The organism is Streptomyces sp. NBC_01498 (assembly GCF_036327775.1).
GTDB lineage: Bacteria > Actinomycetota > Actinomycetes > Streptomycetales > Streptomycetaceae > Streptomyces.
In genome coordinates, this window is record NZ_CP109598.1 from 4,789,591 (window position 1) to 4,815,571 (window position 25,981).

Consider the following 25,981-nt stretch of genomic DNA (forward strand, 5'->3'; position numbering starts at 1 on the left):
ATGGCCGAGCAGACGCCGCGCACCGAACACCCGGCCGGGCCGGGCCGGCTGCTGGCCGGGGTGGCCTGGGCCGCGCTGCTGCTCGGCCTCTGGGGCTGGGGAGCCGACGGTTTCGCCGGTACCTCCGCGCCCATGACCGGTGACGTCGCCGCCGTCGGCCGCCCGATGGAGCGGCGGCCCCCGGCCGCCCGCGAGGGCGGTGAGCCCGCCGAGCCGCGCCGGGTGGACGTGCCGTCCGTGGGCGTGGCGGCACCGGTCGTCCCGCGCGGCCTGGACGTGACCGGGGCGGTCGATCCGCCCGCGTACGATCGCCCGGGAGTCGTCGGCTGGTACAGCGGCGGGGTCCGCCCCGGTGCCCGGGGCACCGCGCTCTTCGTCGGCCATGTGGACACCCGCACCGGGCGGGCGGTCTTCTACGACCTGAGCGCGACCCGCCCCGGCGAGAAGATCCGCGTCACCCGATCCGACGGCTCGGTCGCGGAGTTCACCGTCGACGACGTACGGGTCCACTCGCGCGAGCGTTTCGACGCGCGGAAGGTGTACGGCCCCCATCTGCCGGACCGCGCCGAGCTGCGGCTGATCACCTGCGGCGGGACCTTCGACCGGGAGAGCCGGACGTACACGGCGAACGTGGTCGTCTCGGCGTACCTCACCGCTGTGGAAGAGGCCCGCCGGGATGGCTGATCCGGCCCGGCCCGCGCCCCCGCGGCCACAGCTCGCGCACGATCACGAGCGGCGCGGTTCCGGCCGGGGCCCGTGTGCCAGGATGGATTCGACCGGTCCTGCCGGGGCAGGCGGGCACCGCCCGGGACAGGAACGGGGCGCCTGGGGGGCGGCTTTGACGAACGGGCACCGAGGGGGAGTGGATGTACGGCAGTAATTCCGGTCGCGGTCTGAGAGTGACGGCGTGCGCCGCCGCCACGGGGGCGGCACTGCTTCTCGCGGGCTGCTCCTCCGACAGCGAGGACAAGGCCGGGAAGGACACGGCCGCGCGCCAGCAGCCGAAGGCGATCGACCCGTACTGGGTCAACCCCGACGGGAACGCGGCCGAGCAGGTCGTGGAGTACACGGGCGACGGCGACGACGGCAACGCCGCGCTGATCGAGAAGATCGCCGCTCAGCCCGTGGGCGAGTGGATCGGCCCGGAGAACGCGGAGGAGCAGGCCCGTGGTTACACGGAGGCCGCCGCCGAGGTCGACCGGGAGGCCCTGCTGGTCCTCTACAACGTCCCGCACCGCGACTGCGGGCAGTTCTCGAAGGGCGGCGCCGCCGACGGTGACGCGTACCGGGGCTGGGTCGACCAGGTCGCCAAGGGCATCGGCGACCGGCGGGCCACGGTCGTGCTGGAACCGGACGCGGTGCTGCACCTGGTGGACGGGTGCACGCCCCAGGAGTTCCACGAGGAGCGGTACGACCTGCTGAAGGGGGCCGTCGAACGGCTCAAGCAACAGCCCGCCACCACGGTCTACCTCGACGCGGGGAACGCGGGCTGGCAGTCGCCCGACACGCTCTTCGAGCCGCTCCGGCGGGCGGGCATCGACGCGGCCGACGGCTTCTCCGTCAACGTCTCGAACTTCTTCCCGACCGATGTGAGCCAGGAGTTCGGCAAGAAGCTGTCGGCGAAGGTCGGGAACAAACCGTTCGTGATCGACACCAGCCGGAACGGCAACGGCCCCTACACGGGCGGCGATCCGAGCGAGAACTGGTGCAACCCGCCCGGCCGCGCGCTGGGCGAGCCGCCGACCGTCAAGACGGGTGACCCGCTGGTGAAGGCGTATCTGTGGATCAAGCGCCCCGGCGAGTCGGACGGCGACTGCAAGGGCGGCCCCAAGGCGGGCGAGTGGTATCCGGAGTACGCCCTGGAACTGGCCCGCAACGCCACCTAGCGCGGGGTGAGTCGGCGCGGGGTGGGTGAGTCCGTACGCGTACGGACTCACCCACCCCGGTCTGCGGCACCGGCACCGGCCGCTACGGCACCTCGACCCAGACGCCCTCCGACGGGGTCCCCTCGGCGTCCGTCACGAAGAGCATGTACCAGCCGGCCGGCACCAGTGCCCGGTTCTTCGGCACGGTCACCTCGATCCCGCCGTCCGTCGCCTTCATGTCCAGCTCGACCGACCGCTGTTCGACATCCGTGACATGGGTGACGGCACTCGGCCGCATCAGCCGCGCGGTCTTCAGGGACGACGGGTCCTTCGTGGTGAAGACCCCCGAGCCGCCGCGCTTGATCCGCTCCGGCCCGCCGCCCAGCGTGGGCTTGGGGTCCCGGAAGAGATACGGCGGGGTGTAGATCTCGATCCGCTGCTCGAAGACGCCCGGCTTGGTGTTGGCCTTGTCGGCGTAGAGCGAGTCGGAGCCGAAGATCATGACGCGGCCGTCGGGCAGCAGGAGCGAGCCCGAGTGGTAGTTGCGGCCGACCTGGGGGTCGGCGACGCGCCGGTACTCGCCCGTCCTCGGGTCGTACATCCGGGCTTCGAGGATGTCCGAGCCGCCCCGGCCCCGGTAGTCCTCGGAGCCGCCGGTCACCAGGACCGTGTCGTCCGGCATCAGCGACGCGCTGGGGTAGCGGGTGCCCTTGTCGAGCGTGGCGCCGTCCGTGAACTTCGGCTTCTTCTCCTTGAGGTCGACCAGCCGGGACTTCTCGCTGGACCTCTCGGACTCGCCGACCCCGCCGCCGCCGATGACCATGAACCTCTGGTCCTGCGCGGGCGGCAGCATGACGGTCGCCGACGTCTCCATCATCCCCGAGTCGCCCAGCCCGGGGATCTTCTGGAACTTGTTGGTGTCCAGGTCCCAGACACCGGGCTCACGGCCCACGTCGGCGGGGCCGTAACCGGCGTTGGAGCCGCTGTAGAACAGCTTGCCGTTGTCCATCAGGAAGAGCGCCGGGTAGGTGGGGAACTTCCGGATGATGCCGGTGTACTCCCACTCCTTGGTCTCCGGGTCGTAGACCTCGTCCTTGCCGGGGACGATCTGGCCGATCTCGTCCAGGCCCGACAGCGCGAGGACCTTGCCGTCCTCCAGCGTCGTGAGCGTCGGATACCAGCGGGCCTCGTTCATCGGGTCGACCTTGATGTACTTCTCGGCGACCGGGTCGAACTCGAAGGCGTCCTTGATGCCCTGGAAATCCTTCTTGTCGAGGGCGAGTTTCTGCGCGATGCCGTAGACATTGCGGGCGTCGGCGCCCTTCATGCCCTGCACCCGGTAGTTGTCCTCGGTGCCGGTCTCGTACTTCTTCCCGGACTTCCGGGCCTCGACGTAGATACGGCCGAGGCCCGGCTCGGTCCGCTGGAAGGCGCCGGTCACCGGGTCGAATATCTTCTTCGCCTTCTCGACCAGGACCGGGTCCTTGGACTCGAAGGTCTTGCCGTTCTTCTTGCCGGTGAACATCGTGCCCGCCGGCAGCGTCATCGGCTTGTCGGGGTCCTCGTTGTGGACCACCATCAGGCCGCCGGCCTTGGTGATGTCGCCCTTGAGCTTCTCGTACCGCTTCGTACCGCCCGCCACCAGGAGCTTTCCGTCGGGCAGTTGGGTGTGCCCGGAGCAGAACATGTCCTTCGGCGTCGGTATCAGCTTGTAGTCGTTCGTCGCCGGGTCCCAGAGAACGGACTCGAACTTGTTGGCGTCGAAGTTCCGCTGATTGTTGCCAGACCCGGCTATCAGCAGCACTTTGCCGGTGTGCAGCAGCGACGCGTGAATTGAATTGATCTTGAATTTCGCGGGGATGTCGAGAAAGTCCCAGTGACCGTTCGCGGCCTTGTACTCGGGCCGGTTGATCTTGTACTCGTGGTACTGCTCCGAACCGAACCGCCACATCGCCGGCCCGTTCATCCCGGCCACCACGACGACCACCGCCGCGCCTATCGCCAGCCGGCGGGCGCGGTTCCTGCGGTGGTTCGGCCGGACGGGAAGCGCACTCATTGCTTAGGTCCCCCAAGGGAAATCTGTATGGTCTGGTCGACGGGCCCGGAGGGTGTCCGCTCCGGGGTGTGCGGGTCCGGTCCGGCGCCCGGGAGCTGAGCGGTCCGGTCGGCCCCCGGGACCTGCGGCGCCCGCGAGGCGGCGGCGGGCGGGGTGTCGGCCCGGCCGCCGTGCCTGCCGCGCTTGCCCCGCTTCTTCTTCTCGGCCCGGATCCCCATCCGCCACACGATGATCGGGGACGCCGTGATCAGCATCGCCAGCGTCGCCCAGGTGATCATCGCCGGATGGTCGTGCCCCAGGAAGAAGGACGAGACCAGCGACCCGGCGAAGACGAGAATGAAGAACAGATGGATCCGGAACGTCCCGAACAGCGTGTCCGGGCTGGACGAGTCGCCCTTGGGCGTCACGACGAAGCCGCTCTTGCGGCGCAGTACGGCGTCGAGCAGCGAGCGCGCGTAGATCGGCGCGGAGAGCGCGGACATCGCCATACCGGCGAGACCGCCGGACCCCTCGGGCTCGTGCGGCGAGACGTTGTGCCGCCGGTTCCAGATGTAGAGGCCGATCTGGAGGGCGGAGGCGTTGCCGTACAGCATCATCCAGATCGCCGGGTCGATCTGCACACCCGAGGCGCCCATGCCCAGGAACAGCGCGCAACTCAGCGCCGCCAGGATCCAGTTGAGCGCCGACATCGGGTAGAAGATGATCATCATCGTGTAGTTGAAGAGCTTGCCGGGCGGCAGGGTGCCGAAGCCCCTCCAGTACTGCTTGAGGATCGTCTCGTACGTGCCCCGCGACCAGCGCAGCTGCTGGGTGAAGAAGTCCGTCCAGGCGGTCGGGCCCTCACCGACGGCGAGCACGTCGGGGGTGTAGACCGAGCGCCACTTGTTGCCCGTTCCGGGGTTGCGGGCGCGGTGCATCTCGAAGCCCGTCGCCATGTCCTCGGTGATCGAGTCGTACAGTCCGCCGATCTGCTTGAGCGCCGAGATGCGTACGGCGTTGCTGGTGCCGACGAACATGGGCGAGCCGTAGCGGTTGCCCGCCCGCTGGATCAGGGCGTGGAAGAGGAACTGCTGCGACTCGGCGGCCTTCGTGACGAACGTGTCGTAGTTGCCGTAGACCTGCGGGCCGATGACGAAGCCGACGTCCGGGTCCCGGAAGTAACCGAGCATCCGCTCCAGGTAGTTGGCCATGGGGATGTGGTCGGTGTCGACGGAGGCGAAGAAGTCGTAGTCGTCGCCGTGGGCGTCGAGCCAGGCGTTGTAGTTGCCGTGCTTGGTCTTGGCGCGGTGCGCGCCCTTGGCCTGGTTCCACTTCGCGATTCCCTTGCGGGAGAAGTGGTGCACACCGAGCCGGGCGCAGACCTCCTTGACGGCGGGGTCGTCGCCCTCGTCGAGGAGCCAGACGTGCATCAGTCCGCGGTGCCGGATCCGGACCGCCGCCTCCAGCGTCTTCGTCACCATCTCCAGGGGCTCCTTCCCCGGGACGAAGGAGGTGAGGAAGGCGACGCGGGTGCCGCTCGCCGGGACGACGGGCACGGGGTCGCGCGCCACGAGCGTGGCGTGCGCGTTGGACAGCACGTTCATCGTCCGGAACAGCTCGATCAGTCCGATCGAGACGAGCATGACGATGTCGAGGACGAGCAGCGTGTCGTTCTTGAGGTTCGGGTCGCGCTCGGTCCAGTGCTGGGGCTGCATCAGCCAGGCGAAGAGTCCGAGGGAGAGCAGCGGGGCGGCGCCGAGCAGCAGGGCGGCCCGGATGCGGTGCGGCTCCTGGGAGAGCAGCGAGCGGTACTGCACCTTGTACGGCTTGTCCGGGGACGGCTGGGTGAGCGGCCCGGCGAGCCGGCTGTAGTGCTCGTAGTCGTACTTGGGCAGTTCCTTCTTGGGCGCGCGGGCCCGGGGGCCGCCGGTCCTGAGCTGCGAGGGAATCCGGAGCTGAGTGGTCCGGGACACGTCGTTGTCCGGCCGCTCGCCGCTCGGCGTCGACGTCATCAGTCATCTCCCCGCACGCGTGCTCGCCGCGTGATTGGTCGGTCGGTTCGTCCGGGCTCGCGTGCCGTCAGTACAGACACGCGTCGGGACCTTCCGGTTGCATGATGCCGTTCGCGGCATCCGCGCGTGAACGGGACCCCGCCCCGCTCGGTCTGCAAACCGGAGCAAACTCTTCAGCTGCCCCAACTGCATTCAACGCGCGCTGCCTTGGGCCCGTCGGCTTCAGGATAGGTTCTACGACCCCAGCCTTGATCGCAAGAGTGAAACATACTACTTGCGTGTCATATGCCCCCATTGGGGGGTGCTGGAGAGGGATGCTGTGGCCGGACTGTGAAGTTGCCGCGAAGGCCGCCTCGCACGCGGCGTGCGCCGGGAGCGCACACGGTGTGCGCGGAGAGCGCGTGGCGTACACCGGGGGAGGCGAACGTGGCGTGCGTCGGGGGAAGCGAGCGTGGCGTGCGTCGGTAGAGGCGAGCGTGGCGTGCGTCGAGAAGTATCGGGAACGACTGAGGCCCCCTCGCGTGATGCGAGAGGGCCTCAGTTGCGCGTGCGCCGCCAGGGACTCGAACCCCGGACCCGCTGATTAAGAGTCAGCTGCTCTAACCAACTGAGCTAGCGGCGCCTGCTGACCTGGAGAACTCTACCCGACTCGCCGGGGTGCTCCGAACCATTTGATGAGCGCTTGCGGCCTGTCGGATGGTCGTTTTTTCCCTTTGGTCCCGCAAAATGTCATGCGTCGGGATGGTCCGTCCCCGGCCTCGCGCACCAGCGCGCAGCACCCTGTCGAGCGTGGAGGGGATCGCATGACCGTACCTGTCTTCGAGGATTACGAACCCGCTTGCGACTGCCCCTGCGGCGGCTGCGCCGAACGGCGCCGCCTGCTCGCCCAGGGACTGTCCCCGCGCGCGGGCGGACACCCCGCCGCCCGGGGCGCGCGCCGCGCCCTCGTCCTCGTCACCGCCGCCGGGGTCGCCCTCGGCGTCACGGGCGCCAGTGCCGGCGAGGCGGACGCGGACAGCGCCGGTGCCGCGCGGGGAACGGCGCGGGCGGACGAACCGGCCGTCACCGGACCGGACCCGGCGCCGGCCGACGGGCCGTCGGCCGCCGAACCGGACCCGGCGACTCCGCAGGGCGGGAGCGGCCCGCTGTACGGGTCCCCGTCGGCCGGGCCGTCACCCGACACCCCGGCCGACCCGGCGCGCGGCATCACACGCGCCGAGATCATCAGCCGCGCCAAGCTGTGGGTCGACGCCGGGGTCCCCTACTCCATGACGCGGTACTGGTCCGACGGCTACCGCCAGGACTGCTCGGGCTACGTCTCCATGGCCTGGCACCTGGACGGCAACGAGTGGACGGGAAGCCTGTCCCGGTTCGCCGACCGGATCGCCCGGGAGGACCTCCAGCCCGGCGACATCCTGCTCTTCCACAATCCGTCCGACCCCACGAAGGGGTCGCACGTGACGATCTTCGGCGGCTGGACCGACGACACGCACAGCCACTACCTCGCGTACGAGCAGACCAAGCCGGTGACGCGGGCGCGGGCGACGCCCATGGCGTACTGGAAGAACTCGGACCGTTACCTCGCCTACCGCTACAAGGGCGTGACCGGCGGCAGCGGCGGCAGCACCCCGGACACGGGCACCCCCGAAGCGCCGGAGAGCCCGGACACCCCCGAGGCTCCGGACACCCCCCAAGTGCCGGAGGGCCCGAGCACTCCCGAAGCCCCGGACAGCCCCGGCGCCCCTACGCCGACGGTCTTCCCCGGTGCGAAGTCCTTCGGGCCCGGCGCCGACAACGCGCATGTCACCCGGCTCGCCGAGATGCTCGCCGCCCGCGGCGGGGCGCGCTTCTACGCGGCGGCGCCGGGGCCCCGGTGGGGCGAGTCCGACCGGCGTGCCACCGAGGCGTTCCAGCGCGCGCAGGGCTGGCGGGGCGCGCAGGCGGACGGGCTGCCGGGGCCGGACACCTGGCGCCTGCTGACCGGCGGGCTCGGCAAGGACATCCCAGCGGCGGGAACGGCCGGAACCGGCGGGACAGCGGGAACGGCCGGAAGCGGCGGGACGGGCGCGCGCCCGGCGTACCCCGGAGCGGACCGGTTCCGGCCCGGCCGGTCCGGGGCGTACGTCACCCAGCTCGGCGAGCGGCTCGTCCGGCGCGGTTACGGCCGCCACTACGCGTCCGGCCCCGGTCCCGCGTGGGGCGAGGCCGACCGGCGCAACGTCGAGGACTTCCAACGGGCGCAGGGCTGGCGCGGCAGCGCCGCCGACGGGTACCCCGGCCCCGAGACTTGGCGACGACTCTTCGCATGACGACGGAGGCAAGGATGACCACACAGACATCGCAACCGGGCGGCGACGGGCAACTGCTGCGGGGCGCCCCGGCACTCCGGGCGGCGGCGCGCAACGCGCTGACGGCACGAGGACCGGCGGAACCGGCGGAGCGGCCGGAGCCGGGGGAGCCCACGGAACTGGGGGAAACGGCTGAGCCCGTACCGGGCGTCGGGGCTGTGGAGACCGTGGATCCGGCGGGGCGCCCGGAGTTGACGGCGGCGGGAGAGGCGGGAGTGGCCGGGGCGAGCGGGTCCGGCTGGCACCAGAACGTACGCCTGCTGACCGGGCCCCCGGCCGAACCCGGCCCACCGGACGCGGGGGAACCGCCGGGAGCTGGGGCGGGGACGGGGGCGGAGGCGGTGGCTGAGCCGGTGGCTGGCTACGGGGCCGGGCCGGAGGCGTGTTACGGCGGGACGGGGCCCGAGGTCGCCGGTGTCGTGGAGTGGGTCGCGGCGGAGGAGGAGCCGCGGAAGCCGGAACCGGAGTCGCGGACCGGGGTCGTGGAACCGGCGCCCGTGGAACCGCCGGGCGAGACGGGCTCCCCGGTGGTCCTCACTGACTGGGACACGGCGAGCGGTGTCCGTGCCGGCGGGGGTGCCGGGCCCGGTGATCTCCTGGAGACGGTACGGACCGAGACCCCCGCGCCGCCGGTCAGCCACGTCGTACCGGAGACCCGGCCGGAGGAGACCCCGCCGGAGCTGTCCGGGACCGCGACCGGGGAGCCGTCGCAGCTCGGGGTGCCGACGGATCACGAAGCGCAGACGGAGCCCGGGGCGCCGTCGGAGCCCGGCCGGCCGGGCCGATCCGTACAGCCGGTCGTGTCGGTCGAGTTCGGTGAGCCCGTGGAGATCGGTGCTCCCACGCCGGTGCCCGAGGCCGCCGACGTACCCCACTCGCGGGAGGAGTCCTGGGCGCTGGCCCCCGCCGACGCGCCCGCCCCGGCGGAGGCCGACGCCCCCGACGGCCCGGCCGGTGACGGACCGACAGAAGACCCGGAACCGGCCGCCGCCGACACGGCCGGCGCGCCGTCGAGCCCGGCCGCCGAGGCACCGGGCGGGGTGCCCGTCCCGTCCCGGGACATCTCCGTGCGGCCCGGGTGCGGCTCCGTCGTCCCCACACGTGCCGCGCTCACCACCGACCCCCAGCGCTGGAGCCCGCTCATCGTCGGCGAGGCCACCCACGAGATCCCCGTCCACCTCCTGTTCCGCGACGAGGCGGCCGTGCCCGTCCCCGTCCCCGCCGCCGGACGCCCGCGCGCCCGGCGTGCGCCCGGCGCTGTCACCGTGTCCCAGCCGCCGGCCCTGGCACCGGCCGCCTCACGCCCCGCGACACCCGTCGACACCAAGCTCGTCGAGCGGCCCGGCCCCACCCTGCCCGGCTGGACGGCCGCGCTCGCCGGGGTCGCGGGGCTGTTCGGCTGCGCGGTGGTGCTCTGGTGGGCCGGGGCGGTGCCCGACGCGCTGACCGAGATGTTCGGGCTGGCCCCACGCCCGTACCGGGGCATCGGTATCGGCATGTGGACGCTGCTCGCCCTCGCCGTGACGCTCACGCTCTTCGCGTTCGGCGGGCTCGGCCGGGGCCGGGTCGGCCACGCCTGGGTGCTGACGCTGTTCGGCGAGTACCGGGGCAGCGTGCGCCGTACCGGGCTGCTGTGGGTGAGCCCGCTGCTGCTGCGCCGACGGGTGGACGTACGGCTGCGGCACTGGCGCAGCGAGCCGATGCCCGCAGTGGACGCGAACGGTACGGCGCTGCGGGTCGTGGTCCTGGTGGTCTGGCGGGTCAGGGACACCGTCCGGGCCGCGCTCGGCGTGCACGACCACGAGGAGTATCTGCGCGAGCAGGTCGAGTCGGCGATGGCGCGCGTGCTCTCCCAGCTGCCCGCCGACGCCTTCCACGAGGCGGCGCCGACGCTGCGCGACGCGGAGGCGGTCGGCGAGGCGCTGACCCGGATGCTGTCGGCCGAGTGCCGCCCCGTCGGGCTCGACATCTTCTCGGCGCAGCCGACGCGGATCGAGTACGCGCCGGAGATCGCGGCGGCGATGCAGCGCAGCCGGATCGCGGCGATCGACGCCCGGCACCGGGACACGGTGCTGACCTCGGTGGTCGACGCGGTGGACGACACGGTGCACCGGCTGACGTCGCGGGGGCTGGTGGAGCTGGACGACTACGAGCGGAAGGTCCTGGTGAAGGACCTGACGGTGGCGTTCTACACGGGCAGGCACGGGCTGAACGAGGGGAACTGACCGTTCCGGTCGCGGGTGATTGGTCTGGACCTTTCTCGGTCTTTGTTATGGACACGATCAACTTCGGTCCCTACGCTGAGCCTTGGTCTAGACCTGATTGCGCAGTCAGGAGTCACCGCGTCACCCGCACCACCCCGTTTCACCGCACGCGTGCAGTACGGCTCACCCGAACTCCCACCCGTCTCTGGAGCGAAGAGCATGCGAAACAAGAGAATCAGCGCCGCCGTACTCGGTCTGGCGGTGGCAGGCGTGTCCCTGCTCGCCACCGGCAGCGCCAGCAGCCACGGCTACACCGATTCGCCGATCAGCCGTCAGAAGCTCTGCGCCAACGGCACCGTCACCAACTGCGGGAACATCCAGTGGGAGCCGCAGAGCGCCGAGGGCCCCAAGGGCTTCCCGGCGGCCGGTCCCGCCGACGGCAAGATCTGCTCGGCCGGCAACGGCCAGTTCGCCCAGCTCGACGACCCGCGTGGCGGCAACTGGCCCGCCACCAGCGTCACCGGCGGTCAGGGCTACAGCTTCCGCTGGCAGTTCACCGCCCGGCACTCGACCTCGGACTTCCGTTACTACATCACCAAGAACGGATGGGACCCGACCAAGCCGCTCACCCGCGCGGCCCTCGACCCGCAGCCGTTCATGACCGTGGCCTACGGCAACCAGCAGCCGCCGGCCACCCTGGTCCACCAGGGCACGATGCCGACCCAGAAGACCGGCAAGCACATCGTCCTGGCCGTGTGGAACGTCGCGGACACCACCAACGCGTTCTACGCCTGCTCCGACGTCAAGTTCTGATCCAGCCCAGTCAGCATGTGACCGGCGAGGGTCTGCTTCATCGCTGACGAGCCGGGTCGTCGTACGCCGGGTGTGTGCCGCACCCCGCCTGCAACGGCCCGGCCCCCGGCTTTTCCGGGCGCGCCGGAGTGTCGGAGAGTCTGCGGCCGGGATGACGACGCTTCGGGCCGGTCCCCGGGTCAGATGGCCAGCGAGAGAGCCAGCGGCGCCGCGCCCCGGTTCAGTGTGTCCGCCGCCGAGCGCAGCCGGTGCGCGTGCTCGATCGGCATCGACAGGGCGAGGCAGCCGACCGCCGAGCCCGCCGTGAGCGGCACCGCCGCGCAGACCGTTCCCACCGCGTACTCCTGGAGGTCCAGGACCGGTACCGTCGCCGGCTGGCTGTCCAGCGTGGAGAAGAGCACCCGTTCGCTGGTGATGGTCCGGGAGGTGAGACGGGCGATCCGGTGCCGGGACAGGTGGTCCCGGCGGCCGTTCTGGTCGAGCTGGGTCAGCAGGCACTTGCCGATCGCGCTCGCGTGCGCCGCCGAGCGGAAGTCCACCCACTCGTTGACTGCGGGGGTGTCGGGGCCGTCCGCGTACTGCGTGATCCGGATCTCGCCGTCGATGTACCGGCTGAGGTAGACGGCCGCGCCGACCGAGTCGCGCAGCTCGCCGAGTGTGTCCTGGAGCCGGTCCTCCAGCGCCGCCTCGCGGGTGGTGCCGGAGCCGAGCAGGTCCAGGGAGTCCCCGGCGACATACGCGCCGTCCGCCAGCTGCTCGACGTACCCCTCGCGCCGCAGCATCGCGAGCAGCGGGGTGAGATGGCCGGTCGGCAGGCCCGTCTCGCGGGCGATCCGGGTGTCCTGGACGCCACCGGTGTGCCGGGAGACCGCTTCGAGGACGCGCAGGACGTAGTGCACCGAGTGGAACGGCGCGGTCGGTTCCGGCTTCAGCGCCACGGTGTCCCCCTGGAGGTCGTGACCGCAAGCTTCTCCGCCACGATAGCCGCCAAGAGCCCCTCGCGGGGCGGCTGTTGACCAGAGCGACCGCCCTTCCCGGCCGTCCCGTGCTGGGCTTATCGCTCTGGCATATGCCTCTGACACACCCCTTCGAGCTGCCGGGGCACAGAACGGCGGGACCCGGTCCACGGGAAGCGGACCGGGTCCCTCGGTGTCGGTCGAGGCCGGGCGCCCGTGCGGCGCGCCGGCGTACGCCTACAGCACCGCGCTCAGGAACTCGCGGGTGCGCTCGTGCTCCGGGGCGCTGAAGATCTTCTCCGGCGGACCGGACTCGATGACCCGCCCGCCGTCGAACATGAGTACGTCGTCGGAGATGTCGCGCGCGAAGTTCATCTCGTGCGTCACGCACAGCATCGTGATGTCCGTCGTACGGGCGATGTCCCGCAGCACGTCCAGGACACCCGCGACCAGCTCGGGGTCGAGCGCGGAGGTGACCTCGTCCAGGAGCAGCACCCGGGGCCGCATGGCGAGCGCCCGCGCGATCGCCACCCGCTGCTGCTGGCCGCCCGACAGCTGGCTCGGGTAGGCGTCGGCGCGGTCGCCGAGCCCCACCAGGTCGAGCAGTTCGCGCGCCCGCACGTCGGCCTCGTCCTTGGAGAGACCGAGCACGTGCACCGGGGCCTCGGTGATGTTCCGCAGCACCTTCATGTTCGGGAAGAGGTTGAACTGCTGGAAGACCATGCCTATCTTCTTCCGCACCTCACGGACATGGCGCTCCCCGGCGGGGACGAGCCTGCCGCCCTTCTCCTCGTGCGTGAGGGAGTCACCGGCCACCGTGATGGTGCCCTCCTCCGGCCTGATCAGCGTCATCAGCAGCCTGAGGATGGTCGTCTTGCCCGAGCCGGACGCGCCGATGAGCGTGACGTGCTTGCCGGAGGTGACCGTGAAGTCCAGCGAGTCCAGGACCGTGTGGTCGCCGAAGCGCTTGGTGACCTTGTCGAAGCGGATCAGTTCGCCGCCGTCGGCGGGCGGAGCGGCCGGTGCCTTCGAGAGGCCGGGGGGAGTGCTGTCAGCGGACAAGGCGACGCTCCAATGCTCGCATGAGAAGGGATGCCGGGTAGGCGATGAGGATGAACGCGACGCCGACGACCGTGAACGGCTCCGTCGGCTGGAAGGTCTCCGAGGAGAACTGCCGCGCCTGGTTGAGCATCTCCATCACTCCGATGACGAAGATCATCGGAGTGTCCTTCAGCATCGCGACGACGTAGTTGCCCAGCGCGGGCACGACGCGGCGGATCGCCTGCGGGAGGATCACCGCACCCCAGGTGCGGGACCTCGGCAGGCTCAGCGCCTTCGCCGCCTCCCACTGGCCGGCCGGGACACCGTCGATACCGGCCCGGTAGACCTCGGCGGTGTACGTCGAGTAGTGCAGGCCCAGGCCGACCACCCCGGTGACCATGGCGCTGAACGTGACACCCCACTCGGGGAGCACGTAGTAGAGGAAGAACAGCTGCACCAGCAGCGGGGTGTTGCGTACGAACTCGGTGACGGCGTTCACCGGCCCGCGCACCACCGCGAGACCCGAGCGCTGGGCCATCGCCCAGACCAGGCCGAGCGCGAAGGCGAGCAGCGCGCCCAGGGCCAGCGCCTGGAGCGTGACGAGCAGGCCGTCCCAGAACATCGGCATGAAGTCGCCGACGGCGGACCAGTTCCAGTTCATCCCCGCTCACCTCCGGCGGTCGCCGGTACGGGCGCTTCCTGATGGCCGGATCCGGCCTTGCGCCCGAGCCGCGGTGTCTTCGCCGGGAGCTGGCCGATCCCGGCCTTGGCCTGCCGTTCGAGGGCGCGCATCCCGCGCGTGAGCACGAAGGCGAGCACGAAGTACATCAGCAGGATGATTGTGTAGACGGGCGCGCTCTGACCGGTCGCGTTGCGCACCAGCGACGCGCCGAAGGCGATGTCGGCCACGCCCATCACGGAGACCAGCGCGGTGCCCTTGAGCAGTTCGATCAGCAGGTTGTTGAACGGCGGGATCATCTCCGGCCACGCCTGCGGCAGGATGACCTTCCGCAGCTGCTGCGCGGGCGTGAAGCTCAGCGCGATCCCCGCCTCGCGCTGCGCGGGCGCCACCGCCTGTACGGCGCCCCGGACGACCTCGGAGCCGTACGCCCCGTAGGTGAGCCCGAGCGCCAGCGTCGCCGCCCACAGCGGGACGAGCTGCCAGCCGAAGCCCAGCGGAAGGACGAAGAAGATCCAGAACATCAGGATCAGCGCGGACGTGCCGCGGAAGATCTCGAAGTAGACGCCGGACAGGAAGCGCACGATCCACCGGCGGTGGGCGCGGGCGAGCCCGATCACCAGCGCGACCACGGCCGCCAGCGCGGAGCTGAAGACGGTCAGCTGAACGGTGATCCAGACGCCCTTGAGGAGGATCTCCCACAGACCCCAGGTGATCTCGCTCATGGCGCGCACTTCTCCTTGGCGGTGATGGTCGTCATCTGGTCCTTCGTGAAGCCGAAGGGCCGCATGATCTCCAGGAGTTCACCGCTCTTCTTGAGCTTGTGCAGCTCGCGGTTGAAGGCGTCGCGGAGGGTGGTCTCGGGGGAGCGGAAGGCGAAGCCGCCGACGTCGACGACGGGCTTGCCGTCCACGATCGGCGTGACCTCCTTGGTGGCCTCGGCCTTGGTGGTCCCGGTCTCCTCGACGACGTTGAACACGGTGACCGCCGTGCCGGCGAAGACATCCACCCGGCCCTGCTCGACGGCGAGCAGCCCGGCCAGCTGGTCGGGCAGGGCCGTGATCTTCTTGACCCCGGCCTCCTCCGCGTAACCGATCTCCGCGTAGCCGATGCCGGTGGCCATCGAGGCTCCCGCGTCGGCGATGTCCTGGTAGCTGTTCAGCTTCTTCGGGTTGCCCTTGCGCACGATGAACGCGTCGAGCATCTGGTACTCGGGGTCCGCGAAGATGACCTGCTCGCAGCGTTCCGGGGTGATGTACATCCCGGCGGCGACCACGTCGAACTGGAGTGAGTTCAGCCCCGCGATCAGCGAGCCGAACTCGGTGGCGAACGGCTGGACGCTCCCCACCCCCAGCTCCTTGAAGACCCGGGACGCGATGGCCGGGGCCGAGCCCGTCATCTCGCCGTCCTTGCCGATGTAGCTGTACGGCTGCTCACCGGCCAGCCCGAGGCGCACCGTGCCCTTGGCGCGCAGCTGGTCCAGGAGCGTTCCGCCGTCCCCCGCGTCGGCGGTGGCCACGCGGCTGCATCCGCCGGCGGCCCCGGCCGCTCCCGCCACGCCGAGCGCCGCGGCACCCGCGAGCAGCGAGCGGCGCCGGAGCCCGCCTTTTGTCCTTGGTGTGTTGTCGCGCTGTAGTGGAGCCATGGCCGCGCGACTACCCCGAATCGTCGGGGGTTATGCGGATCATTTTCGGACCGGTATGCCTATCGTGGTGCGCGGGGAGGCGGTCCGGCCGACCCGGTATTCGCACGGCCGGGGCGGGTATTCATGGCCGGACACAGGCCGTAGGGAACACCCGTACGGAACAGATGTGAAGGCGGTGCGGAACAACCGGGAAGGCCGTACCGAACAACCGGGAAGGCCGTACGGAAATCAGGCGAGAAGGCCGCACCGAACCGACGAGAAGGGCGCGAGGAACTCATGAGCGACCGTTTCATCGAAGTCTCCCTGGACAAGCGCGGCGTGCGCTGCACCGCGAAACTCCTGGACGAGCTGGCGCCGATCACCTGCGCCGCCGTGTGGGACGCGCTGCCGCTGGGCGGTGACGTCTACCACGCGAAGTACGCGCGCAACGAGATCTACGCGCTGATGCCCGGCTTCGCCGCCGAGGAGCCACCGCTGGAGAATCCGACGGTCACCCCCATCCCCGGTGACCTGTGCTACTTCACCTTCTCCGACACGGTGCTGGGCACGACGTCGTACGGGTACGAGGAGCAGGCCGCCCACCGGGGCCGCCGTACCGTGGTCGACCTCGCGCTGTTCTACGAGCGGAACAATCTGCTGATCAACGGTGACACCGGGTGGGTGCCCGGCATCGTGTGGGGCTCGGTCGTCGAGGGGCTGGACGCGATGGCGGCGGCCTGCCAGGACCTGTGGCGCGCGGGCGCCACCGGCGAGACGCTCTCCTTCCGCCGGGTCTGAGGGCGGGGCGCGCGGCGGGACGCTGAGGGGGTGTGGGCGCGCGGCAAGGCCCTGAGAGGCGGGGGCGCGCGACGGGACCGGGGCAAGCGGCCCCGGGGCGGGCCCCGGGCGCCCGTCTACGCGCCCGTCGGGGCCGGCAGCGACGTCGCCCCCGACTCGTACAGCGCGTGTGCCGCCCGCATCACCAGCGCGTCCGCGTGACGGGCGCCGATCAGCTGGAGCCCGATCGGCAGCCCGTCCGCGTCCACCCCGCACGGCACGCTCGCCGCGGGCTGCTGCGTCAGGTTGAACGGGTAGGTGAACGGGGTCCACGAGGTCCAGCGGCGCTGCCCCGAGTCCTTCGGCGTCTCGACCCCCGCCTCGAAGGCCGTGATCGGCAGGGTCGGCGTCACCAGCAGGTCGTACGACTCGTGGAACAGGCCCAGCCGCCGCCCCAGGTCCATCCGCGCGTCCACGGCCGCCAGATAGTCCAGCGCGCTCGCCGCGGCCCCGGCCGCGACGGCCTCCTGGAGTCCCGGGTCGAGCAGCGCGCGCCGCTCGGCACCGAGCGGCTGCGCCACCCGCGCCGCGCCCGTGAACCACAGCGTGTGGAACGCCTCGACCGTGTCCGGCACGTCCGGGTCGGCCTCCTCGACGTACGCGCCCAGCTCCGCCAGCCGCTCCACCCCGCGCCGTACCGCCGCCGCCACGTCCGGCCGCACCGCGACCTGCCCGCCGAACGACGGCGAGTACGCGATCCGCAGCTCCGCCACGCCCTCCGACAGGACGGCGGAGACACCCGGTGCCGGGGCCAGCTGCGACCAGTCGCGCCGGTCGGGGCGGCTGATGACGTCCAGCAGCAGCGCGCCGTCCGCCGCGTCGCGCGCCATCGGGCCCGCGTGCGCGAGGGTGCCGAACGGGCTGGACGGGTAGAGCGGGATCCGGCCGTAGGTGGGCTTGAGCCCGAAGACGCCGCAGAAGGACGCCGGGATCCGGACCGAGCCGCCGCCGTCGGTGCCGATGGACAGCGGGGCCGCGCCCAGTGCCACCGCCGCCGCGCTGCCGCCGCTCGACCCGCCGGCGGTGCGTGACAGGTCGTACGGGTTACGGGTCACCCCGCTCAGCGGCGAGTCCGTCACGCCCTTCCAGCCGAACTCCGGGGTCGTCGTCTTGCCGACGAGGACCGCGCCGTGCTCGCGCAGCCGGGCCACCGCCGGGGCGTCGTCCGGCCAGGGGCCCGCCGGATCGACCGTCCGGGAACCGCGCAGGGTCGGGGCGCCGCGCTGGAGGAAGATGTCCTTCACCGAGACGGGGACCCCGTCCAGCAGCCCCTGGGGCTCCTTCGCCCGCCAGCGGGCGGTGGACGCCTCGGCGGCGGCCAGCGCCTCGTCGGCGCCGACCCGGACGAAGGCGTTGACGAGCGGTTCGATCGCCTCGATCCGCTCCAGGACGGCCCGCACCACGTCGACCGGGGAGAAGTCGCCCCGCTCGTAGCCGGCCAGCAGCTGTCGTGCGGTGAGGTCGGTGAGGAACATGGAGTCAGTCATGCATGGGGACGTACCCACGTTTCTTGTCGACCACGTTGGGCAACGGCTCTCCGGACGCCCAAATGTCGTAAAGTTCGACAAATTGCTCGCCCAGGCGGTCGCGCCAGCCGACCGTGTCACCACTCATGTGCGGAGAGATGATCAGACCGGGAACGTCCCACAGCGGGCTCGTCGGATCCAGTGGCTCGGACTCCACCACATCGAGGGCGGCGCCCGCGATCCAGCGCTTGGAGACCGCCTCCACCAGCGCGTTCTCGTCCACGAGCTGACCGCGCCCGACATTGATGAAGCGCGCCGACGGCTGCATCAGACCGAACAGCCGCGCGTCGAACATGCCCCGGGTGGCCTCGGTGAGCGGCGCCGCGGAGATCACCCAGTCCGAACGGGTCAGCAGCCGGTCCAGCTCGTCGGCCCCGTGGATGCCGGGCCGAGCCGTACGGCCGGTGATGGCCACCTTCACGCCGATCGCCTTCAGCGTCTTCGCCACCGCCCGGCCGATCGGACCCGCGCCGACGACCGTCGCGCGGCTGCCCGCCACCCGCAGTCCCTCCCGGTGACGCCAGCGCCGCTGGCGCTGGAGTTCGAGCGTCCCCGGCAGATCCTTGGCCATGGCAAGGACAAGACTTGTCACATATTCGGCAATGGGCTCCTCGAAGATGCCGCGGGCGTTGGTCACCAATGTTTCGGAGTTGATCAGCTCGGGACAGAGCAGCCGGTCCACGCCGGCGCTCGCCGTATGCACCCAGCCGGGCCGCGGGCCGTCGCCCGGCCAGGCGAGCCGGATCGCGTCGGAAGTGAAATCCCACGCCAACAGAACATCGGCGGAAGGGAGTTGAGCAGCGAGATCGGACTCGTCGGCGTACCGGACACGGGCCCGGCCGGTCAGCCGGCCGAGACGCGGAGGCGGGTCGGCACCCAGGACGAGAAGTGTCGGTTCAGCCATCGGGAGAGCCCTTCTGAGCGGGGCGGGGATTTCCCCGAGGAAAACTCGGTGCAACGTCTTTCCTGTGCGCATTGACCACGCTCGCATTTGCCTCCTACCGTCGTCAAGAACAGCCATTGGCTCCTACCGTCGTCACCACCAGCCAAAGGGGGCCGTGGGATGGATGTTTCCTTTCTGGGCGGACCGCAGCCACAGCGCGGCATCGGAGTGGTCGCCCCATTCGATTTCGCCCTCGACCGGGAACTCTGGCGCTGGATGCCGGACGATATATCGCTGCGACTGACCCGGACGCCTTACGTGCCCGTCGAGGTGTCGCTGGACCTTGCCCGGATCGTCAGCGAGCACGAGACCCTCGGCGAGGCGGTGCGCGCCCTCGGCGCGTCCGAACCCGAGGTGATCGCGTACGCCTGCACCTCGGGCAGCTTCGTCGGCGGTGTCGTCGGCGAGCGCGCCATGTGCGAGGCGATGAACACGGCCGGTGAGGTCCCCTCCCTCACCACGTCCGGCGCGCTCCTGGAGGCGCTCGGAGAGCTGGGCGCGAAACGGATCGCGCTGGTCACGCCCTATACGGAGTCCGTCACCGACTCGCTGGAGGAGTACCTGGCGGAGGCCGGGGTAGCCGTCACGGGTCGCGCCTTTCTGGGGCTGACCCGGCACATCTGGAAGGTGCCGTACCGGTCGGTCGTGGACATGGCGCGGCAGGCCGTGGTCGGCGCGGCCGACGCGCTGTTCATCAGCTGTACGAACCTGCCGACGTACGACGCGATCCCGCAGTTGGAGGCCGAGCTGAGAATGCCGGTGCTGTCGGCGAACCAGGTCACGATGTGGGCGGCCCTGCGCAGAATCGGCGCCCACGCGGTGGGCCCGTACCAGGGCCTGCTCCTCGACCGGCCTTCCGCACGCCGCGTGCCTACCCTGGAAGGGACGGGCGGGATTTCCGGAGGCTCCGGAATCCCCGAGAACCCGCTCTCCGGGATACCCCTCCCCGAGGGGATGCCACTCGCCGAGCTGGACGAGATCGGCGAGTTCTCGGAGATCGGCGACATCCCCGGTATCGCGGAGATGGGACGGATGGAAACGGTCCGGCGCGCGCAGGACGTTCAGCCGGTCCAGCCCGGCGAGTGGGCCCAGCCCTCCCAGCCGGATCCTCCGACCGAGGAACAGGAAGGGTGGACATGACGACCGTCGGACTCCTCTACCCCGGCCACTCCGCCGAGGACGACTACCCCCGTCTGGAGATGCTCTTCGACAGCGACATCAGACTGCCCCTGGTCCACACCGACATCGGCGAGGACGCCCACCGGGTCGACGCGCTGCTGGAGATGGGCGCCGCGCGCCGGCTGGCGGAGGGCGTCGAGGAGCTGCGGATGGCGGGCGCCGAGTCCGTGGTCTGGGCCTGTACGAGCGGCAGCTTCGTGTACGGCTGGGAGGGTGCCCGGGAACAGGCCCGGCAGCTGGCCCACGAGGCGGGCCTGCCCGCCTCCAGCACGTCCTTCGCCTTCGCCCACGCCGTGCGGGCGCTGGGCGCCCGGCGGGTCGCGGTCGCCGCGACCTACCCGGAGGACGTCGCCGGCTACTTCGCCGCCTTCCTGAAGGCGGCCGGTATCGAGGTGGTCTCCACCCGGGGCAGCGGCATCATCACGGCGGCCGAGGTCGGCACCTGGGGCCGGGACGAGGTCCTGGCGCTGGCCCGCGCCGGCGACCACCCGGACGCCGAGGTGGTCCTCCTGCCGGACACGGCGCTGCACACCGCGGCGTACCTCCCGGACCTGGAGGAGGCCCTGGGCAAACCGGTCCTCACCGCGAACCAGGTGACCGTCTGGGAGGGTCTGCGGCTGGTGGAACGCCGGGCGTGGGCCCCGAAGCTGGGGACGCTGTTCGCGAGCCGGGAGTAGGTGGCGGGCGGGCGGTCGGTACGGCGCGCGTCCGTCCGGGCGGGAGCGCGGCTGCGGGCGATCTGCGGGCAAGCTGTGGGAGAACGCGCCTGCGGGGCGCGCCCCGCCCGGGAACGCGCTCGTCGGGAACGCACCGCCGGGGAGCGCGCCCGTGGCGACCTGGCGTCTGTCGGGAATAAAACGGAGTTGCCCTCCTGTTGTCGCGGGCCGTACATACTTCCCACGCAGGAGGGTTCGCACCGGTGGTTGACGCAATTCGAGGTACGGCGCCGGGCAGCGCGCCCGTCCCACTGTCCGTACTGGACCTGGTCACGGTCGGCAGCGGAAGCACCGCCCGGGAGTCGCTGCGGACCAGCGTCGGGATCGCCCGGCTCGCCGAGCGCCGGGGCTACCACCGGCACTGGGTCGCCGAACACCACTCGATGCCCGGCGTCGCCTCCTCGTCACCGGCCGTGATCCTGGCGCATCTCGCCGCCCACACCGAGCGCATCCGGCTCGGTTCGGGCGGCGTCATGCTGCCCAACCACGCCCCGCTCGTCATCGCCGAGCAGTTCGGCACCCTGGAGGCCCTGGCCCCCGGCCGGATCGACCTCGGCCTCGGGCGCGCGCCCGGCACCGACGGGGCCACGGCCGCCGCGCTGCGCCGTACCGACCGGCCGAACGAGGGCGCCGACGACTTCCCGCAGCAGCTCGCCGAACTCACCCGCTTCCTCGACGACGACTTCCCCGACGGACACCCGTACGCCCGGATCCACGCCGTCCCCGGCCCGGTCCAGGGCCCGGCCGCCCGGCCGCCGGTCTGGCTGCTCGGCTCCTCCGGGTTCAGCGCCCGGCTCGCCGCCGTGCTCGGGCTGCCGTTCGCCTTCGCGCACCACTTCTCCGCGCAGAACACCGTCCCCGCGCTGGACCTGTACCGGGAGTCCTTCCGGCCGTCCGCCGTGCTCGACGCCCCGTACGCGGTGATCGGCGTGGCCGCCCTGGCCGCCGACGACGAGAGCGAGGCCCGCCGCCAGGTCCTCACCGGCGCCCTCTCGATGCTGCGGCTGCGCACCGGGCGCCCCGGCCTGGTCCCGACGCCCGAGGAGGCGGAGGCGTACTCCTTCAGCCCGCAGGAGCGCGACTTCGTGGACGGCTGGCTGGCGAACATCGTCCACGGCACCCCGGACGCCGTCCGCGCCGGTCTGGACGGCCTCCAGAAGCGCACCGGGGCCGACGAGCTGATGCTCACCACCAACGCCCACGGCGGCGAGGCACGGCTGCGCAGCTACGGACTGATCGCCGACGCGTACGGCATGCCCGGCTGAGCGCGCCCCGGCTGTGTGACCGCCGCACGGCCGGGCGGGGCTTGTACGCGCCGGGTGCGCGGCACGGCCGTGTGGGCGCCGGGTGGCCGTGTGGGCGCGAGGCGGCGGCGGTGCCGCCCCGGCCGGGTACAGGACCCGTCCCGGTCAGACCGCCAGCGGACTGACGCCGATCATCTCCGCGATGCGCTCCGGCGCCACCGCCCGTGAGTACAGCCAGCCCTGCCCGGTGTCGCAGCCGATCCGCCGCAGCCGCGCCGCCTGCCCGGCCGTCTCCACGCACTCCGCCGTGACCGTCAGACCCAGCCGGTGGGCGAGATGGACCAGCGTCTCCACGATCGTCTCGTCCGCCGGATTGGGGTGCACACCCTCGTCGTAACGGAAGCCCCGGACGAACGAGCCGTCCAGCTTCAGTACGGAGACGGGCAGCCGGCTCAGATACGCCAGGTTCGAGTACCCGGTCCCGAAGTCGTCGATGGCGATCCGCACACCCATGTCGCTCAGCGCCTGGAGCGCCTGGAGCGGCCGGCCCGCCGAGCCCATCACGGCCGACTCGGTCAGCTCCAGTTGCAGCAGATGCGGCGCCAGTCCGGTCTCGGCGAGGATCGCGGCCACGTCGGCCACCAGGTCGGAGTCCCAGACCTGCCGTACGGCGACGTTCACGCTCACGAACAGCGGCAGGTCCGCCGGGTGCTCGCACTGCCAGCGGCGGGCCTGGCGGCAGGCCGTCCGCAGCACCCACCGCCCGAGCTGCACGATCGAGCCGTCCTCCTCGGCGATCCCGATGAAGCGGTTGGGCGCGAGGACACCGAACTGCGGGTGGTCCCAGCGGACCAGCGCCTCCACCCCCTGCACGACCCCGTCGGCCATGCCCACCAGCGGCTGGTACTGGAGCGTGAACTCCTCGCGCTCGACCGCCGGGCGCAGCGACGACGCCAGCGCCTGACGGGTCATCCGGTGCGCGTTGCGCTCGGGGTCGAAGAGGGTCCAGCGCGCCTTGCCGTCGGCCTTCGCCCAGTAGAGCGTCGTGTCGGCGACCTGCATCAGACCGGTGGGCGTGGTGCCGTCGGCGGACCGTTCCACGACACCGATGGAGGCGGAGACGGAGAGCCGCTGCCCCGCCAGGTCGAAGGGGAGCTGGAGCGCGGCGAGGACGGAGCGGGCGAGGTCGGCGAGCTGTTCCGTACCGGCCGAGTCCTCGACCAGGATCGCGAACTCGTCGCCGCCGAGGCGCGCGACGAGGTGCCGGGCGCCGCGCCGGTGCGCGTCGTTGTCGGCGCACTCGGTGAGGCGGCTCCCGACGGCCGCGAGCAGCCGGTCGCCGACCCGGTGCCCGAGGGTGTCGTTGACGGCCTTGAACCCGTCCAGGTCCAGATAGCAGAGACCGATCCGCCCTGTTCTGCCATGGTCGTACGACGTTTCGAGCGCGGTCGCGAGCCGTTCGAAGAACAGCGTGCGGTTGGGCAGCCGGGTCACCGGGTCGTGCATCTGGAGATGGCGGAGCCTGGCCTGGAGTTCGCGGCGCTCGCTGATGTCCGTGAGGGAGAGCAGGGCGCCGGTGCCGCCGGGCAGCGGCGCGACGGTGACCTCGGCCCAGAGCGCGCGGCCGTCGGGGTGGGTGAGCCGGCGGGTGCAGCGGAAGCGGGAGCGCCGTCCGCGCAGGACCTCGTGGTACGCGTGCCAGGTCCGCTCGTCGGAGGCGAGGTCGATCAGCTCGGCGGCGGGGCGGTCGGGGAGCGAGGCGCGCTCCGCGCCGATCAGCTCGGCGAGGGCGTCGTTGGCGGAGACGACGGTGCCGCGGCGGTCGAGGACGGCCATGGGGAGGAGGGCGGCGTTGAAGGCGGCGCGGTAGTCCCGGTCCCGGTCGCGATCCGTGTCCCGGTCCCGATCGCGGTTCCTGTCCCTGTCCCCGTCCCGGTCACGGGGGTCGAGCCGGTCGCGGGTGCCGGGGGTGCCAGGTGTGCTGCTGGTGTCCAGGACATCGGGGGAGTCCTGGGTGTCCCGTGCCTCTCGTGCGTCGCCCAGGTCGTCCGCACGGCCCGGGTGTTCGCCGGCGGGGTGCGCCCGGTGGTTCTCACAGCGCTCGTCACGGCGTTCGTCACGGTGGTCATCACGGTGGTCGGCATGTCCGTCGGCGGGCCCGTCGGTATGACCCTCGTTCCGGTGCTCGTTCCGGTGCTCCTCACGGCGTTCGTCACGGCCTTCGCCTCGGCACCCGTCGAGGGGGAGCGCGTGTTCGCGCCGCGCGCTGCCCACAGCATCACTTTCCGTGATTGCCGACGAGGAGGAATCGGGTGCCGCGACTGCCGCGGACCGCGGCCCTTCGGAGGTTCCGCTCACGGCTCGCTCCCGCAGTGCAGTGGTGTCGTACAGAGGTGTGATTCGGGATGGTCGGCGCAGGAAAGTGTGCCGATCATAGAGGCTGGCCGGTCGGCCGTTCCAGCTCCCGGGTGGTGAGCCCCGGTCCCCGAGGCCGACGCCGGCCGACGGACGATCGTTTCTGCGCGGATACGGCGCGGGATGTCCCGCGCCTGATCGATGGTGACTTTCCGTGATCCGCCGGGGGTGTCGGCCCGCTCACCCGACTGGGCGCCCGGAACAGGCCGTACCCCCGTGAACAGGCACAAGGTGGGTGGGCCGTCCCGCATTCCGCAGCCGGAGGTCCACGTGGAGCGTCGCCCGACACCCGGGGGAGTGGAACGGCCGCGCCTGCGCAGTACGACCGCGGCCTTCACCTCGCTCGCCGCGGTCGCCGCCACCTCCCTGGTGGCCGGACCCGCCGTGGCCGCGCACTCCGCCGGGCCGTGCGCCCTGCCGCGTACCACCGCGCACCACTCGCTCGGACTCGACACGTGGAACGCCTCCTACCCGCGCCCGGCCAGGACCCTTGACGCGGTCATGGTGTTTCTTTCATTCCCGGACGCGGTGCCGCGAACCGACCCGGCGGATCTCCTGGCCGACCACTTTCCGGAGACCAGCCGGTTCTTCGAGCGGGCGTCGTACGGGAAGTTCGCCCTGCGCCCGCATCCCCGGCTCCGCTGGATCGACATGCCGCGCCCGTCCACGGAGTACGCGATACAGCGCGACTGGGACCCGGCGATGCGCACGGCGTATCTGCGTGACGCGCTCAAGGTCGCCGATCCGGTGATCGACTTCTCGCGGTACGACATCGTCTACCTGGTCGCCGACCCGGACGCGCCCGGCGTCGACTCGGACGCCACGAAGGTGGTCAACTTCGACGATCCGATGAGCGCGGACGGCACCGAGATCAAGCGGGTCGTCACCGTCTTCGAGCGGCACCCGCCGGACCGCAACGTGCTGGCGCACGAGACGGGGCACGTCTTCGACCTGCCCGACCTCTACCACCGGCCGAACGACGGGAAGGGCGACTGGGACACCCACGTCGGCGACTGGGACGTGATGGGCAGCCAGTTCGGCCTGGCGCCGGACCTGTTCGGCTGGCACAAGTGGAAGCTGGGCTGGCTCGACGGGCGGCAGGTGAGCTGTGTGAAGCCCACGGGCAGCAGCATGCTGACCCTGGAACCACTGGACGCGGCGCCGCTGTCCGGCGCGGGTGCCGGGACCCGGCTCGCGGTGGTCAGGACCGGCCCGCACTCGGTGCTGGCGATCGAGGCACGCGGTTCCACCGGCAACGACGCGACGACCTGCACCGAGGGCGTGCTGATCTACCGGGTCCGGGGCGAGGCGGAGTCGGGCGGCGGCCCCATCGAGGTCGTGGACGCGCACCCGGACAGCGAGGCGTGCTGGGACCAGTCGGTCTACCCGCCGCTGGCGGACGCGCCGCTGGGGGTCGGTGAGACGTTCACGGTGCCGGGGGAGGGCACGAAGGTGGAGGTGGCGGACCGGACGCGGACGGGGGCGTGGACGGTGAAGGTCACGACGGTGGTGTGACGCGTGGTGGGCGCGCCGTAGCACCGCCG

The 25,981-nt window shown here is 71.6% G+C and carries 20 protein-coding genes and 1 tRNA gene; 10 read left to right on the plus strand and 11 right to left on the minus strand.

Annotated features, from left to right (window positions below; all coding sequences use genetic code 11):
* Positions 1-684: a class F sortase gene (locus tag OG875_RS20510; protein ID WP_330175673.1), complete on the plus strand. Its 684-nt coding sequence runs from the start codon at positions 1-3 to the stop codon at positions 682-684.
* Between the two features lie 182 nt (positions 685-866).
* Complete coding sequence (locus tag OG875_RS20515; protein ID WP_330175674.1) at positions 867-1,886, plus strand: glycoside hydrolase family 6 protein; 1,020 nt, start codon at positions 867-869, stop codon at positions 1,884-1,886.
* Positions 1,887-1,968: 82 nt separating this feature from the next.
* On the opposite strand, the gene OG875_RS20520 is transcribed toward OG875_RS20515, so the two are convergent.
* From OG875_RS20520 to OG875_RS20530, 3 genes are all read right to left on the minus strand, one after another.
* Positions 1,969-3,921, minus strand: a complete 1,953-nt coding sequence (locus tag OG875_RS20520) for a kelch motif-containing protein (protein ID WP_330175675.1) — start codon at positions 3,919-3,921, stop codon at positions 1,969-1,971.
* On the minus strand, positions 3,918-5,912 hold the full coding sequence (locus tag OG875_RS20525) for a glycosyltransferase family 2 protein (RefSeq protein WP_330175676.1): 1,995 nt from the start codon (positions 5,910-5,912) through the stop codon (positions 3,918-3,920). The genes OG875_RS20520 and OG875_RS20525 overlap by 4 nt, the downstream gene beginning before the upstream one ends.
* A gap of 548 nt (positions 5,913-6,460) precedes the next feature.
* Positions 6,461-6,534 (minus strand) — tRNA-Lys (locus OG875_RS20530).
* Between the two features lie 181 nt (positions 6,535-6,715).
* Here OG875_RS20530 and OG875_RS20535 point away from each other — a divergent pair.
* The 3 genes from OG875_RS20535 (at position 6,716) to OG875_RS20545 (ending at position 11,277) form a co-directional block, all read left to right on the plus strand.
* The gene (locus tag OG875_RS20535; protein ID WP_330175677.1) at positions 6,716-8,221 is read left to right on the plus strand and encodes a peptidoglycan-binding protein; all 1,506 of its coding nucleotides are present in this window, start codon (positions 6,716-6,718) and stop codon (positions 8,219-8,221) included.
* Between the two features lie 14 nt (positions 8,222-8,235).
* A complete protein-coding gene (locus OG875_RS20540) occupies positions 8,236-10,485 on the plus strand; it encodes an SPFH domain-containing protein (protein ID WP_330175678.1) in 2,250 nt (749 codons plus the stop codon).
* A 198-nt stretch (positions 10,486-10,683) separates the two neighbouring features.
* Positions 10,684-11,277, plus strand: a complete 594-nt coding sequence (locus tag OG875_RS20545; protein WP_330175679.1) for a lytic polysaccharide monooxygenase auxiliary activity family 9 protein — start codon at positions 10,684-10,686, stop codon at positions 11,275-11,277.
* Between the two features lie 179 nt (positions 11,278-11,456).
* Here the strand turns inward: OG875_RS20545 and OG875_RS20550 are convergent, their stop codons facing one another.
* From OG875_RS20550 to ehuB, 5 genes are all read right to left on the minus strand, one after another.
* On the minus strand, positions 11,457-12,215 hold the full coding sequence (locus tag OG875_RS20550; RefSeq protein ID WP_330175680.1) for an IclR family transcriptional regulator: 759 nt from the start codon (positions 12,213-12,215) through the stop codon (positions 11,457-11,459).
* A 255-nt stretch (positions 12,216-12,470) separates the two neighbouring features.
* The gene (gene ehuA, locus OG875_RS20555; protein WP_330175681.1) at positions 12,471-13,295 is read right to left on the minus strand and encodes an ectoine/hydroxyectoine ABC transporter ATP-binding protein EhuA; all 825 of its coding nucleotides are present in this window, start codon (positions 13,293-13,295) and stop codon (positions 12,471-12,473) included.
* Positions 13,285-13,935 carry an ectoine/hydroxyectoine ABC transporter permease subunit EhuD gene (gene ehuD / locus OG875_RS20560; protein ID WP_330175682.1) on the minus strand — a complete coding sequence of 217 codons (651 nt, stop codon included), beginning with the start codon at positions 13,933-13,935 and terminating at the stop codon, positions 13,285-13,287. Before ehuD ends, ehuA begins: the two co-directional genes overlap by 11 nt.
* Positions 13,932-14,678: an ectoine/hydroxyectoine ABC transporter permease subunit EhuC gene (gene ehuC / locus OG875_RS20565; RefSeq protein WP_330175683.1), complete on the minus strand. Its 747-nt coding sequence runs from the start codon at positions 14,676-14,678 to the stop codon at positions 13,932-13,934. The genes ehuD and ehuC overlap by 4 nt, the downstream gene beginning before the upstream one ends.
* Entirely contained in the window at positions 14,675-15,598 is a 924-nt protein-coding gene (gene ehuB, locus OG875_RS20570) for an ectoine/hydroxyectoine ABC transporter substrate-binding protein EhuB (RefSeq protein ID WP_330175684.1), read from the minus strand. Before ehuB ends, ehuC begins: the two co-directional genes overlap by 4 nt.
* A 276-nt stretch (positions 15,599-15,874) precedes the next feature.
* Between ehuB and OG875_RS20575 the strand changes: the two genes are divergently transcribed.
* The gene (locus tag OG875_RS20575) at positions 15,875-16,375 is read left to right on the plus strand and encodes a DUF3830 family protein (protein WP_330175685.1); all 501 of its coding nucleotides are present in this window, start codon (positions 15,875-15,877) and stop codon (positions 16,373-16,375) included.
* A gap of 116 nt (positions 16,376-16,491) precedes the next feature.
* Here OG875_RS20575 and OG875_RS20580 read toward each other — a convergent pair whose 3' ends face one another.
* Together OG875_RS20580 and OG875_RS20585 are read right to left on the minus strand one after the other, a co-directional pair.
* Positions 16,492-17,901 carry an amidase gene (locus OG875_RS20580; protein WP_330175686.1) on the minus strand — a complete coding sequence of 470 codons (1,410 nt, stop codon included), beginning with the start codon at positions 17,899-17,901 and terminating at the stop codon, positions 16,492-16,494.
* Positions 17,894-18,844 (minus strand): D-2-hydroxyacid dehydrogenase, encoded by a 951-nt coding sequence (locus tag OG875_RS20585; protein ID WP_330175687.1) that lies wholly within the window; start codon positions 18,842-18,844, stop codon positions 17,894-17,896. Before OG875_RS20585 ends, OG875_RS20580 begins: the two co-directional genes overlap by 8 nt.
* 159 nt (positions 18,845-19,003) lie before the next feature.
* Here OG875_RS20585 and OG875_RS20590 point away from each other — a divergent pair, with 159 nt between their 5' ends.
* From OG875_RS20590 to OG875_RS20600, 3 genes are all read left to right on the plus strand, one after another.
* On the plus strand, positions 19,004-20,023 hold the full coding sequence (locus OG875_RS20590; RefSeq protein ID WP_330175688.1) for a maleate cis-trans isomerase family protein: 1,020 nt from the start codon (positions 19,004-19,006) through the stop codon (positions 20,021-20,023).
* Positions 20,020-20,739, plus strand: a complete 720-nt coding sequence (locus OG875_RS20595; RefSeq protein WP_330175689.1) for a maleate cis-trans isomerase family protein — start codon at positions 20,020-20,022, stop codon at positions 20,737-20,739. The genes OG875_RS20590 and OG875_RS20595 overlap by 4 nt, the downstream gene beginning before the upstream one ends.
* Positions 20,740-20,981: 242 nt before the next feature.
* The gene (locus OG875_RS20600) at positions 20,982-22,043 is read left to right on the plus strand and encodes an LLM class flavin-dependent oxidoreductase (RefSeq protein WP_330175690.1); all 1,062 of its coding nucleotides are present in this window, start codon (positions 20,982-20,984) and stop codon (positions 22,041-22,043) included.
* A 144-nt stretch (positions 22,044-22,187) separates the two neighbouring features.
* On the opposite strand, the gene OG875_RS20605 is transcribed toward OG875_RS20600, so the two are convergent.
* Positions 22,188-24,017 (minus strand): putative bifunctional diguanylate cyclase/phosphodiesterase, encoded by a 1,830-nt coding sequence (locus OG875_RS20605; RefSeq protein ID WP_443079274.1) that lies wholly within the window; start codon positions 24,015-24,017, stop codon positions 22,188-22,190.
* Between the two features lie 717 nt (positions 24,018-24,734).
* On the opposite strand from OG875_RS20605, the gene OG875_RS20610 reads away from it, so the two are divergent.
* Complete coding sequence (locus tag OG875_RS20610; RefSeq protein ID WP_443079155.1) at positions 24,735-25,952, plus strand: M6 family metalloprotease domain-containing protein; 1,218 nt, start codon at positions 24,735-24,737, stop codon at positions 25,950-25,952.
* The last annotated feature ends 29 nt before the right edge of the window (positions 25,953-25,981 follow it).